We start from the raw sequence: 13,142 nt of genomic DNA, 5'->3' as shown, positions 1-13,142 counted from the left end.
GCCCAGGACGAAGCGGGGGCATGGGACAAGCTGAAGGCGCCGGAGCAGCTCGAAGCGCTCCGGAAGGCCGGGAAGTTCCTGGACCTCTGGCAGTGGCGGGCGGCCCGCTCTAACCCGCTGGGTCATGCCGGGGACGACTGGGTCTTTGACTACCGGTGGTTCGACAAGGGGAAGAACCTCTTCACGTCGCCCGGGGAGCCCAGGTGGATGTACGACAAAACGAAGATGGGCTTCTCGGCCATTCCCGAGGCCGAGCTTCCGAAGATGCTGGATGAGTTTCCCCTGATCATCGGAAGGAACGCGGTTCCCTTGGACCCGGCAGCCCCCTTCAACGAGGGCGACATCCTGCCTCACCCCGTTCTCCAGGAGCCCACCGAGAGCATCGCCGATGTTCTCGCCCGCGGGGTGTGGAAGGACGGGAAGTGGACGGTGGAACTCAGGCGGAAGCTCAATACCGGCCAGCCTGATGACAAGGCCCTGGTGCCGGGCAGAGCCTATGACATCGGGTTTTCTGTCTTCGAGGATCATGTCTCCAACCGCCGCCACCTCGTGACGTTGCCTCCAGTGACGCTGGGGCTTGGGGTCGAAGCGGACATCAAAGCGGTCAAGCTCAAGTAACTTTCAGCGGGGTTGCTGACGTTTTAAGCGAAGGCGGACGTGATGCGAAAAGCGATTCACTCTCTCTTCCTGCTCCTCGTCTGGGCCCCTATGGGAATGGGTGGCCTCGGGGCCGCCGAGGCGGGAGACATTGTGGGCACGGTCAAGCTCGCGGGAGGGGCGCCGCCCGCGGAACTGCTCCGCCCCACGGCTAACCACGCCGTATGCGGCCGCGAATCCCGGCCTTCGGAGGCCCTTCTCGTCTCGCCGTCTGGAGGGGTGAAGAACGCCGTCGTGTTCATCGGCCACGAGCGGATAGAAGGGTGGCGCTCACCCGCCATCTTTCGGATGGACCAGCGACACTGCAGGTTTGTCCCGCACGTCCTGATCATCCCCCCGGGATCTACCGTTGAGGTCCTGAACACCGACGGGATCCTCCATAACTTCCACACCCTGGGCCGGCTAAACCCGTCGCTGAATCTGGCCCAGCCGGCGAGTGCGAAGCCCCTCAGGGTGACCTTCGAGCACCCCGAGATCATCCAGGTCAAGTGCGACCTCCACGGAGAAGGGTTCATGCGGGCCTGGATCGTGGTGGCCAGCCACCCTTACTATGCGCTGACTGACGATGACGGGCGGTTCCGCCTCCCGGATCTGCCGGCAGGGCCCCACACCCTGGAGGTTTGGCACGAGTTGCTGGGGACGAAGCGCGTACCGGTCTCCGTCGGCGCGTCCGGCGAGGTGGCCGTGACCGTGACGTTCAGGAGAGGTCAAGCGGCGAGCACGCGGTAAGCGTGGCGCCTGAGAGACAAAGGAGGAGGCAATGGGCATGTGGTGGATGGGCGTGATCCTGGCGGTGGCCGTCATGGTTGCGATCGCTCAACCGACCCTCGGGGCCGATCTCGGAGCCGGGAAAGCGATCTTCACGAAGGAGTGTCAGAACTGCCACGGGCCTGACGGCAAGGGGAATCCGGAAATCGAGAAAGTCCTCAAGAAGAAGATCGCCGACCTCACGGAGATCAATCTTTCCAAGCTGCCGAAGGCTGAGCGGGAGCAACTGCAGCAGAAGTTCCGCAAGGGCCTCGCCGATGGCGCGCCGCCCATGCCGGCCTTCGGGAAAAAGCTCTCGAAGGGAGATCAAGAGAACGTCCTGGAATACGTCCAGAAGACGTTCATGAAGGGCGGCAGGTAGACAGCTGGATGGGAAGGCTGAATGCCGCCGGTGGTGAACGATGAACGGGGCAGGAGCACGGACCCTTGCCAGGCGCCTGATCATCGGGTTCCTCGTCGTGACCGTGCCGGGCACCGTCCTGCTCGGAGCGGTGACTCTCTACTCGATCCGGTCGCTGGTGATCGTGAACCGCCAGCTCGAACAGATCACTCTGTCGCTCCAGACCACGTGGGACCTCCACATGGCCCTCGCCCAGGCGGCAATTCCGCCGCGGGAGCATCTGCGTCGTCGCGGCCAGGCGGACCAAGCGAACTTCGATCGGCTGATCGGGCTGGCTGAGGAGAAGCTGGTTTCGTGCGCCTCCGCGGCCTGCCACGCCGCGTCACGGACGCCCAGGGAGATGGCGCGGCTCTTGAACCCCGCGATTGAGCAGCTCCGAAGCGAAGGCCGGTTGATCTTCGAGATGGCTCGCCCCGGAAAGGAGCCGAACGCCGCCCTGCACATGAACGAGATGGACCGCCTGGTCTCCACCACCAACGAGCAGCTCCACCGGATGTCAGCCGCCCTGCTCCTTCGGGTGGAAGCCCTCCGCCAAGAGGCGCACGCGGTGAGCCGGCAGGCCTCTGTCCTGACCGCCTCGCTGACCCTCGCCATCGTCCTCCTCGCCTGTTCGGTGGCCCTCGTGCTCGCGAAGCGGATCTCCGGTCCGGTGCAGGATCTGGTCGTGGGGACCCGCCGGGTCATGGCGGGTAACTGGGGATATCGGGTGCGAGTGAGGGATTCGGGGGAGATCGGCGAGCTGGCGGCCTCGTTTAACACCATGATGGAGGAGCTCAGGCGTTACCGTGACCAGCTCGAGGAGTACAGCCAAACTCTGGAGGAACGGGTCCGGGAGCGGACCGAGGAGCTGAAGCGAAAAGACGAGGCGCTCCTCCAGTCGGAGAAGCTCGCCTCCCTCGGCCTCCTGGCCAGCGGGGTCGCCCACGAGCTCAATAACCCGCTCACCAGCATCCTGATGAACGTGAACCTAGTGATCGAGGACGTAGGGGAGACCTCGCCCCTTTACGACGACCTGAAAAAAATCGACACGGATGCCGGCCGCTGCAAGCGGATCATTGACGATCTTCGCGCCTTCTCCCGTCGTCGGGAGCTCGAGAAGGCGCCGTGCCCCGTGCAAGTCGTGGTCGAGCAGGCGGTGCGGATGGTCGAGCACGAGCTGGATCTCCGTGGGATCCTGGTCGAGCGGGAGATCGAGACCGACCTCCCGGAGATCACCTGGGATTCCGAGCGCATGGCTCAGGTCCTCACGAATCTTTTCATCAACGCCGCCCAGGCCATGAGCCACGGCGGGCGGTTGACTGTCAGGGCTCGAAGAGAAGACGGTTGGCTCCGCCTCGAGGTTCGGGACACGGGCGTGGGAATCCCGGCTGAGCACCGCTCCCGGATCTTCGACCCCTTCTTCACGACCAAGCCGGACGGAACGGGGTTGGGTCTCTCCATCAGCTACGGCATCGTCGAGGAGCACGGCGGCCGCATCGAGGTTGAAAGCCGCACGCGGGAAGAAATCGGTCCGGATGCGGAGACCGGGACCACGGTGAGGATCGTGCTCCCCCTGGCGGAGGGAAAAGCATGACCGATCCGGTCCGCGCGCGCGTCCTGGTGGTGGACGACGAGCCGAACATCCGCGAGTCGATCAGAAGGGCCCTGGCGCGGATCGGGCACACGGTGGACGCGGCTCCGGACGCCCAGACCGCCCTGGCCAGGCTGGATCGGAGTCCGGTGGACCTGGTCCTCTGTGACATCAAGCTTCCGGGCACGGACGGGATCGAGCTTCTCGGGAAAATCAGGGAGTCTCATCCTGAAACCGTGGTCGTCATGATTACCGGCTATGCGTCCATCGAGTCGGCCGTGACCGCCATCAAGCGCGGGGCGTCGGACTACGTCCCCAAGCCCTTCAACCCGGAGCAGCTCCGGCACGTGGTCGCCAAGGCTCTGGAGCAGAAGCGGCTCCAGGAGGAGAACGTTTACCTCAAGGGGGAGCTGCGGCATCTCTTCGGAGAGCGAGTGGTGGTCGGGCAGAGTCGGGCCATGCAGCGCCTCTTCGAGGTGGCCCGGACCGTGGCGGCGACCGACTCGAGCGTGCTCATCGTGGGGGAGAGCGGCACGGGCAAGGAGGTGGTGGCGCGCTTCATCCATGCGGAGAGCCCGCGCAAGGACTCTCCCTTCGTCACCGTGAACTGCGCGGCCATCCCGCCCAATCTGCTGGAATCGGAGCTCTTCGGCCACCGCCGGGGAGCCTTCACCGGAGCGGTCTACAGCCGGCGGGGGAGCTTCGAGCTGGCCGACGGCGGCACGCTCTTCCTCGACGAAATCGGAGAGATGCCGGTGGAGATGCAGGCCAAGATCCTCCGGGCCCTGGAGGAGCGGCAGGTCAAGCGGGTCGGCTCTGAGGAGCCCATTGCCGTCAATGCCCGGATCATCGCCGCCACCAATAAGGAGCTGGAGCAGGAAATCAAGGCGGGCAAGTTCCGCGAGGACCTGTACTGGCGTCTGAACGTGGTGCAGCTCGTGGTGCCGCCCCTGCGCGAACGCCCGGAGGACGTCGTTCCCCTGGCCCGCCACTTCCTGGCCCTTTATCGACAGGAGCTGAAGAAGGCGGTCCCGGACTTTTCTGCCGAGGTCCTGGAGGCCTTCGCTCGATACGACTGGCCTGGAAATGTCCGGGAGCTCCGGAACGCCGTGGAGCGGGCGGTCATCTTCGCCGAAGCGGGGACGCCGATCCGCGTCGGCCATCTGCCCCCTCATATCCGCCAGGAGAACCCCCGGGGGCTGGCTTCTGCTTCGCGGGGCTTCCGGACTCTCCGGGAGATGGAGATTCAGTACATCCGCGAGGTCCTTGAGGCCTGCGGCGGGAACCGGACCCGGGCCGCCGAGATCCTCGGGGTCTCGCCGGTGACTCTCTGGCGGAAGCTCGGCAGGGAGAGCGCGGGCGAGGGGGAGCAAGAGCCCGCGCAGTCGGGCTGAGCAGCTGCCGGTAGTCTCGGTAGATGACTCGCGCTCAGCGGCCGGAGGGCGAGCACCGCGAGCCTCCGGTCCGCTGGAGCGCGAAGTTCGACCCCCTACGCGATCTCACGATCCACGTCCCACCGCATGACTTCATCGGGAGCTTCCGCCACCGCGTCGTGCGGCGAACTTATTCGATCACCCTGTCCGCCCGGGCGAGGAGCGAGGGGGGGATTGTGAGGCCGAGGCCTTTGGCGGTCTTGAGGTTGATGCACAGTTCGAAGCGCGCGGGCTCCTCCACGGGCAGCTCGCCGGGTTTGGCTCCTTTCAGGATCCTGTCCACGTAGGTGGCGGCGCGCCGGTACAAATCGGCCAGGTTGGCCCCGTAGGACATGAGCCCACCGGCGTCGGTGAAGTCCTGGAACGGATAAATCGCCGGCAGCCGGTGTTTCGCCATAAGGTCCACAAGGCGCGTTTGCTCAGAAAGGAAGAGCGGAGCCTCGATCAGGGTGAGAGCGCCGGTCCGATCCCGCGCCACCGCTGCGAGGGCGCGGTCCCACTCGTCGGGATCTCCCCCCACGTCTACGGTCTGTAGCTTCAGACCCACTGTCTGCGCCGCAACCTTGTTGTCTCTCAGCCAGAGATCGATGGTCGGGAAGCCGGCCAGACCCGGATGGACGGCAGCCACCCGGGAGACCCCAGGGACGACCTCTTTGAGCAGCTCCAGTCGTTTTCCGATTATCCCCAGGCTGGTGAGTGTCAACCCCGTGACGTTGCCCCCCGGCCGTTCAACACTGGCGACAACCCCGGTCACGACAGGGTACACACTGGTCGCCATCACGATGGGAATCGTCTTCGTCGCGTTCCTGGCCGCCACGGCTTGAGGCGTCGCTGGCGCCACGATGACGTCAACCTTGAGACGGACCAGTTCGGCGGCGAGGTCGGGAAGTCGTTCGATCCTCCCCTTCGCCCATCGATACTCAATCTCGATGCTCCGGCCCTCCACATAGCCGAGGTCGCGCAGCCCTTGCCGGAACGCTTCGAGGGCAGCCGAGATCGTCGAGGGAGTCCCGGGGACTCCGCCCAGCAGAAGCCCGACGCGAGGGACCTTTCCCGCCTGCTGGGCGTCGGCTCCGAACGGCGCCGCACCGATGCCGAGGGCGAGCGCGACGATTACGACGAGACCCGCTTTTGAGAGCTTCATGTTCGCCTCCGCATGCTGGCGCTCAGGCCTTCACAATCCGCACACAGGTCTCCTTGTGCAGGGCTTGCCCCGAGAGCGGATCCGCTTTCGTCGGACGGAGCGGCGAGTCGGTTGTCCCCCGACCCCTGGCGAACCTCCCGAGCGCGGTGTGGCCGAAGCCGTGCTGGAGCCCGACGACCTCCGGATGCATCCGGCGCGTGGTCTTGACTCGCGCCTTCACCCTGCCGTAGGGGGACTCGACCCAAACAGCTTCGCCCTCCGCGATCCCCAGCCGGGCCGCCGTCGCCGGGTTGATGATCAGCGGGTTCTCGGGCTTGATCTCGACCAGCCAGGCATTGTTCTGTGTCCGCGTGTGGGTGTGGCTCGCCTCTTTCCAGTTGATGAGGTAGAGCGGATACTCGGGGGACGGCTGCCACTCGCGCGGCTCGTAGACGGGGAGCGGGTCCACCGGCTTGCCGTTCGCGTCGGTCTTCCCGCCCAGCCACTTCGAGAAGAACTCCGCCTTGCCGCTCTTCGTCATGAACCCGCGCACGGGCTTCCCTCCGACCACCGTGCCGATCCGCTTGCCTTTTTGATCCTTGGGCTTGTCATAGATGCCGGTGCCTTCGCTCGTGGGATTGCCATCGAAGAAGGCGTCCTTGAGCTGTTCAGGCTTGAGCGGTTCCGCGTACTTCTCGTAGCGCGTCCCCTTCGTATCGACCCAGACCGCGCCGGGAAGCGCCTTAAGCTCGGCGAGGGTCAGCTTCGGCGCGCCCGTCTTCAGCTCGTTGGAGAGGAAGTCTTCGTACCAGGCCGTCGGATCCCCGATCGGCTCGCCCGACAGCGGGCCGACCGTGAAGAAGTCCTTGGCGTTCTTGTCGCGGAGCGCGAGCCGGCGGCCCAGCGCCGCCACCACCTCGTACTCGGCGGGCTGGCCGAACAGCGGCTTGACGACCGGCTGGCGAAGACCGAGCACGGGCCACGTGACCCAGTGGGTGTTCAGGTCGTAGCGCTCCAGGTAGGTGGTGCCCGGCAAGACGTAGTCGGCAAGCATCGCCGTCTCGCTCAGCATCGTGTCGATGACCACCAGCGTCTCCAGCTTAGCGAGGGCCTTGGCGACGGTCTGGTTGCCCGGCACCGACATCATCACGTTCTGGAAGATGATGACGCCCATCTTCGGCGCATACGGTCCCTTGCCCTCCGCCAGGTTCACGAACGACTGCGTGTAGACGCCGGAGCCGTGGCCCAGCGGGTACTTCGGCAGCTCGTCAAAGCGCGGCTGCTTGAGCGTCGCGCCTGCTGTCGCGTCGGGCTCGACGGCGGCGTGCTTGTTCCCGCGCTTGTCCGGGATGAGCATGGTCCCCGGCCGGTCGTAGGCGCCGATCAGCGAGTTGAGAAGCGCGATGGCCCGCCCCCCCTGGACGCCGTTGGAGTGCTGACCGGGGCCGCTCCAGACGTCCGCGAGCGCGGGCTTCGTCGTCGCGAACTCCCGGGCGATCCGTTCGATGGTCTTGGCTTTGACGGACGTGATCTGCTCCGCCCAGGCCGGCGTCTTGTCCTTGACGTAGGCCGCGTACGCGTCGAAGCCCGTCGTCCACCTCGACACGAACTCCGTGTCGTAGAGCCCCTCCCTGACGATGACGTGACCCATCGCCAGGGCGAGGGCTCCGTCCGTGGCGGGCCGAATGGCCACCCACTCGTGCGCTTTGGCGGCGGTGTCCGAGAGATACGGGTCAACGACGACGAGCCTCGCGCCCTTCTCCAGCGCCCGGGTGAGGATCCGCGGCAGGTACACCCACTTGATGGCGGAGGTCGGGTTCCAGCCGAAGAGCAGGATATACCTCGACTGGATGAAGTCGGCGAGGGGCCGCCCATCCCCCATCACCGTGGCGAAGGAGGCCTTGCGTGCGACGTCGCAGAGGTTGGAATGGTTGGAGTAATTGGGCGTGCCGTACAGCTTGCAGAAGTCCTGCTGGATGTGGGTGAACGAGTGATCCTCGCTGAACCAGATGAGCTTGTGGGCTTCGCCGGCCTCGCGAAGCGCCTTCAGCTTCGCGGCAATCTCGTCGAGCGCCTGCTCCCAGGAAATCTCGGTCCACCTCGGGTCGGCGCCGAGCGATTTCTCGGGGTTCGTCCGCTTCAACGGGCTCCGTAGCCGGTCAGGATCGTAGAGTTGCTGGATCCCGGCGTTGCCCTTCGGGCACAGGGCTCCGCCTTCAGCGCACCCGTACCGCTCCGTGTAGCCGGCGAAGAAGTCTGCCGAGATGTTCGAGTAGTTGTTCGGGTTCCAGTGGTTCGGCTCGATCTTCTCGACCACCCCGTTGACCACGTGGACCATGATCCCGGACTGGCCGCCGCACATGTTGCAGCAGGAGGGGATCCACTCTCCCGCCTCGCGCCCCCACTGCTCCGCGCCGGCCGTGTCCATGAAGAGAACGTGCTCCGTCGAGCCGAGGGTCGCCCGCCCGGACACCGCCATGCCGGTCGCCGTCACGGCGGCCACCGCGCCCGCGCCCTTGAGGAACACGCGGCGGCCGATCTTCGGGTCAAACTCGTACATGGCCGGCCTCCTCCTCCTTCGGGAGCAGCAGCTCTCCGAAGCCGAAGAGCAACAACCCGAGCCCCACCACGCCGACGATCACCAGCCATTCGGTGGCGCTCGGGACGTAGTACGTCGTCATTCGCGCCGACGCGATCGCCTCTGACAGGCCGCGGATCTCTTCGGCGGCCAAACCCGGGATCACGATGTTCAGGCGCACTCCGAGGAAGCCGGCCGCGATCAGGAGCCCCGCCAGGGAGACCCAGCGGGGATCCCTCCCGGTCGGGAGCACCAGGAGCACAATGGGAACGAGCGTGCCGAGCACGAGCTGCCACCACCAGAAGACCCACCAGAAGGGACCGCCGATGGCGAGCCGCAGGCTCTCGGTGTGGCCCGGGATGCCGCCGTAGAAGGCCACCAGCATCTCCGAGACCTGAAAGAGCACGTCCAGCAGCAGGAGGCCCAGCACCATCCGGCCGAGGGCAATCACCGTATCGCGGTTGCGCTGCCAGCCGTCCTGGAAGATGGCGGCGATGACCGTGAGAAGGGCGCCACCGCTCGCCAGCGCGGAGACGAGAAAGATGATGGGAAACATCCCGCTGTGCCAGGCGGGCCGCGCCGCCACGACGCCGAAGAGGGCCCCGACACCCCCGTGGAACATGATCGCCACCGGAACCCCGATCGTCGCCAGGGCGCGCACGATCCAGCGATCCCGCGCGCGCGCGGCCTCCGATTGATCCCGCGAGCCGAGCGCGAGGAGCCGGTAGACCATTCCCTTGGGCCCCGGGGCCCGCCCGCCGGCCACGAGGTCGGCGCGGAGGAGGAACCACAATTCGGTGACGAGCAGGATGACATAGGCCGAGTAGAGCCAGATCATCCAGGCCATGGGCGACTTGAAGTTGGCGTAGGCGATCACGTGCCAGGCGCGGAACATGTGGCCGAGGTCCGCCCAGATGGAGATCAGCGCCAGGAGGAGCGTGACGACGGCGGTGAAGACCGCGAGGCGCCCGATCCGCTCGAAGCGCTTCATGTTGAAGACATACACCAGGGAGGAAATGAGGAACGATCCCGCCGAGAGCCCGATGAAGTAGATGTAGGCCGCGACCCACAGGCCCCACGTGACGACGCTCCCGTAGTTGGCGCTCACGTGCCCGTACAGGAAGCGGTCCCGCCAGCCGATGAGCCCGAGGGCGAAGAAGACCAGGCCGCTGATCCAGAACAGGCGCTTCAATGATCTGGGGTCCATGGGCATCCTCAGAGCAGGTAGTGAACGTTAGGTTCGGTGCCAAGCTCTTCCTTGAGGCGCACGCCGTGCCGCTCGCTCAAGAGGCGCGCGACCTCGCTCTCGGGATCGTTGAAGTCGCCGAAGAAGATCGCCCGGCCCGTGCACGTCTTCGCGCAGGCCGGCCAGCGCCCGGCCGCCTGGTCGTAGCGCCCACCGGCATCCTGCAGGTGGACGCAGAGGGTGCACTTGCGAACGTTACCGACCGGGGAGGTGTCGGCCGCGCGCTTGCGGAACTGGCGGTACTCGGGCGAGGGTACCCGGGCATAGGCGGTCTTCTCGGCGACCGAGGGGTAGTTCTCGCCGAAATCGAAGAAGCGCGCGCCGTAGGGGCACGCCGTGATGCAGTAGCGGCAGCCGATGCAGCGGTCATAGTCGATGACGACGATCCCGTCCTGCTCCCGCTTGAACGTGGCCGACACCGGGCACACGTCTACGCACGGCGGGCGCTCACAGTGGAAGCAGGGTTTGGTCATGAAGAGCGGCTTGTCGTTCGGGCCGGTAGGAAGCGCGTGTTCGACGACCACCGTATAGGCGACGCCCGGCGGCGTCTTGTTCTCGGCCTTGCAGGCCACGACGCACGCCTTGCAGCCCACGCAGCGGCGCGTGTCGATCACCATGCCGTAGCGGAACTTGCGCCTGGTCCGCGCGGGGCTCTCGGCCATCGCCGGGCTCGCTGCGAGCGCAGGCGTCGGAGATGCGAGACCGGCGCCGAGCGCCGTCGCGAGCGCCCCCGCCCCGACGCCGAGGAGGCGCTGGACCAGTTCCCGGCGCGAGAGGGCTCGGGGAGGACTGGCTTCGGTTACAGATGTCATGGGCAGTCTCCCTGCAGGGGTGGTTGCCTCCGTCAGAAGCTGAACCATGTGATCAGCTCGATCTTGTTGTTCTCGTTCTCGCGGCTCTCAGAGCCCCCCGCGAGATTGACGCTCCGGAAGTCGGTATTGGTGTGGTTATAGGAAATGGCGAAGGTGAACGGGCCGGGCGTCCACCAGAGGCTGACCTCGGACTGTTTGTTGTTGACCCGGAAGAAGTTCTTGGTCAGGGCGCCGGCCACCACAGGCCGATCGTTGTCCAGGGCGAACTGGGCACCGCCGGCCCACCGGATGCTGAGGGTGTCGGTGAGGTAGAACTGGGGGTTGATGAACCCGCCGGCGCTCTGCGCCGAGACCAGCTTGCCGTCGTCGTCAATGATGATCCGGCGGTCGAACCCGGCGTCGAGGTGCCGGGCCTCGCCGCGCGTCCAGAGGCCGCCGCCCTTCAGGCGGAACGTCAGGGCACGCCCCGTCTTGTTGAACCCGATGCGGTCCAGAGTGAAGGTGCCCCAGGCGGTCTGGTTGGTGAAGTGGCGCTCGACAAAGTTGGTCTGGGCGTTGGTGTTGAGCGTGTTCGTCCCCGCGGTGAAGCGGTCCTCGGTCTCGCCCCACGTGGTACGAACGTAGATCTGGCTGGCTCCGATCCCAAAGTCCCGACCGATGCGGCCGGCCTCGAGACCGATGCCGCCACTCACGGCGGGGAAGCCGCTCAGGTCCCCCGCTCCCAGGTCCGCCGTCCCGCCGAGCGCTTCGTTGTTGAAGAAGGGGCGCTCGAAGCCGATCGAGCCGAGGAGTCGGATGTTGGACGTCAGCGGGTACCTGTGGATCAGCTCGATGCGGGGGTTGCGCCGCTCGATGGCCCCCAGGCCGGTGTGCATCGAATTGAAGTCCACAGTGTCGGGGGTATTGTCAGCGAAGCTCGTCGTCTGGCCGAGGGTGAGGACGAGCTCGTCACCCTTGGTCAGGAGGTCATCAAAGCTCCAGCGGGCGAAGGCGTGACGGAGTCGGGGGTTGTTGTTGACGGCGCCGCCCTCCCCGGCGCTGAACTGGCGCTCAAAGTCCATCTCGAAAAAGCCCTGGGTCTTACCTCCGAGGGTCTCCGGCCCCTGAATCGCGAGGTTGAGCCGGCTGCGGCCCGCGAAGGCACGGAAGCTGTCGCGGTCAGCGTTGTTGCCGCCGCCGGGGAGTGACGGATCCGGTAAGAGGGCCGTCGACACGGACTCCCCCACCGGGGTGTCGTTGCGCTGGATGTGGAGACGAAGGGAGCCGCCCAGCCGGATCTTGAGCTTGTCGCTCGTGTAGACGTTGCCCTGGATGTCCTTGCCGAGCGGGTTTCGGTCCTGGTCGGCTCCCTGCTTGCGACCGGCCTGGAGGTCAAAGAACTGGGCGGCCCGTTCCTCCTGCCTTTGGAGAGAGACCTGCTGGCGCTCCACCTGCTCCTTGAGCATCCGGACGGCTCGCTCGCGCTCCTCCTGTGCCTGTCGTTCCCGCGCGCGCTCGGCCTCCCGCTGCTCGATCACGCGCTTCAGGGACTCGATCTGCTCGCGGGTTGACCGCTCGAGCTCTAGGATGCGTTGCCTGAGCTCCTCCACGCTCTGAGCTGGGACCTCGGAGGCACCCAGGCTCGCAAAAAGGAGCGCAGCGATCGCGATTGCCGAACACCACCGTCTGCTTCGCATAGCCTGCGCCCTCCACGCGCCATCGAACTCTCTGCTCCGGCACCAGCTCCCCACGAGAACACGGGCGCGCGGGACCCTCAGGGCAAGAATGTCCGTAATGCGGTTGATCATTTTCCCGAACGCCCTGATCGTTTTACGTGCCTCATTTCTTTCGCACAGCTTGATCGGTGCGCGGGGCGGGTGTAAATGGAGCAAGCGCCTCATTTTTCTGCTCCGACTCAGCCAGGACTGTACAGGGTTGGCAATCCGGCAAACGCCTCATTTTCGCGAGGCAGTGTCACTAGCAGTTCGTGGCGCAAGAATCGGACAACGAGCCCCCGTCGCGTTACATTCTGCAGATCGCCTTTCGTTCTGAAACGCCGGTCTCCGCTTGTCTTCTTAAAGGGTTCAGTCCTCTCACTGCAGTTTGCAATCTCCCCATCCTTTCCCTGCCCAACGCCCTGCTAGATCTCGATAAACATTCTCTGTCTTTTCGCCGGGTTCCAGCTCCACGGCTTCAGATACCCCTGGCGCCAGGCTTGCCCTATGAGAAGGCGGAGGCTAAGGACGATGGTTCCGAGCGAAACGACGGGGCAGGTTGGGCAGCGCGGGTTCGCCCTCAGATCGGTCCAGCGACCCGACGCGCGGGTGAGCGTCCTCTACCAGCACGGGGATCTGGAGGTGATGGCGGTGGAGGTCGAGGCTCGAGCCTCCCTGACCGAGCCGTCCCTCTGGGTAGGGTCGTCGTGGCATCTGGTCGTGGAGGGACAGGCGATCTTCCAGCAGAAGAACCGAAGGTGGGAGCTGCTCCCGGAGGAGTCCCTCTGCCTGAAGGCCCCTGCCCCCTATACCATCGTGAACTCGGCACCGGGCCGGCTCAGGCTCCTAACGCTCGTCTTC

General features: G+C 65.8%; 11 protein-coding genes. 6 read left to right on the top strand and 5 right to left on the bottom strand.

Translation table 11 applies throughout. The features are described 5' to 3' along the window. The 5 genes from HY726_19365 to HY726_19345 form a co-directional block, all read left to right on the top strand. Nucleotides 1–618 (top strand): hypothetical protein (locus tag HY726_19365; GenBank protein MBI4611154.1); only part of this gene is annotated, 618 nt, incomplete at its 5' end. A gap of 42 nt (nucleotides 619–660) precedes the next feature. Continuing rightward, complete coding sequence (locus HY726_19360; GenBank protein MBI4611153.1) at nucleotides 661–1,386, top strand: hypothetical protein; 726 nt, start codon at nucleotides 661–663, stop codon at nucleotides 1,384–1,386. Between the two features lie 31 nt (nucleotides 1,387–1,417). Further along, entirely contained in the window at nucleotides 1,418–1,786 is a 369-nt protein-coding gene (locus HY726_19355; protein ID MBI4611152.1) for a c-type cytochrome, read from the top strand. Between the two features lie 40 nt (nucleotides 1,787–1,826). Next, on the top strand, nucleotides 1,827–3,398 hold the full coding sequence (locus HY726_19350; protein MBI4611151.1) for a HAMP domain-containing protein: 1,572 nt from the start codon (nucleotides 1,827–1,829) through the stop codon (nucleotides 3,396–3,398). Next, nucleotides 3,395–4,789: a sigma-54-dependent Fis family transcriptional regulator gene (locus tag HY726_19345; GenBank protein ID MBI4611150.1), complete on the top strand. Its 1,395-nt coding sequence runs from the start codon at nucleotides 3,395–3,397 to the stop codon at nucleotides 4,787–4,789. Before HY726_19350 ends, HY726_19345 begins: the two co-directional genes overlap by 4 nt. A 169-nt stretch (nucleotides 4,790–4,958) precedes the next feature. On the opposite strand, the gene HY726_19340 is transcribed toward HY726_19345, so the two are convergent. The 5 genes from HY726_19340 to HY726_19320 all read right to left on the bottom strand — a co-directional run bounded on the left by HY726_19340 (nucleotide 4,959) and on the right by HY726_19320 (nucleotide 12,263). Then, entirely contained in the window at nucleotides 4,959–5,972 is a 1,014-nt protein-coding gene (locus tag HY726_19340; protein ID MBI4611149.1) for an ABC transporter substrate-binding protein, read from the bottom strand. 22 nt (nucleotides 5,973–5,994) lie between these two features. Beyond that, a complete protein-coding gene (locus tag HY726_19335) occupies nucleotides 5,995–8,511 on the bottom strand; it encodes a molybdopterin-dependent oxidoreductase (protein MBI4611148.1) in 2,517 nt (838 codons plus the stop codon). Continuing rightward, nucleotides 8,498–9,736 carry a polysulfide reductase NrfD gene (gene nrfD / locus HY726_19330; GenBank protein ID MBI4611147.1) on the bottom strand — a complete coding sequence of 413 codons (1,239 nt, stop codon included), beginning with the start codon at nucleotides 9,734–9,736 and terminating at the stop codon, nucleotides 8,498–8,500. The genes HY726_19335 and nrfD overlap by 14 nt, the downstream gene beginning before the upstream one ends. 8 nt (nucleotides 9,737–9,744) lie before the next feature. Further along, a complete protein-coding gene (locus HY726_19325; GenBank protein MBI4611146.1) occupies nucleotides 9,745–10,437 on the bottom strand; it encodes a 4Fe-4S dicluster domain-containing protein in 693 nt (230 codons plus the stop codon). Between the two features lie 182 nt (nucleotides 10,438–10,619). Further along, complete coding sequence (locus HY726_19320) at nucleotides 10,620–12,263, bottom strand: hypothetical protein (protein MBI4611145.1); 1,644 nt, start codon at nucleotides 12,261–12,263, stop codon at nucleotides 10,620–10,622. Nucleotides 12,264–12,812: 549 nt separating this feature from the next. On the opposite strand from HY726_19320, the gene HY726_19315 reads away from it, so the two are divergent. After that, a partial coding sequence (locus tag HY726_19315; GenBank protein ID MBI4611144.1) for a hypothetical protein occupies nucleotides 12,813–13,142 on the top strand: 330 nt, incomplete at its 3' end.

The organism is Candidatus Rokuibacteriota bacterium, assembly GCA_016209385.1.
Classification (GTDB): domain Bacteria; phylum Methylomirabilota; class Methylomirabilia; order Rokubacteriales; family CSP1-6; genus JACQWB01.
Note: the sequence above shows the minus strand (reverse complement) of the source record. Positions and strands in the feature narration are given on the sequence as shown.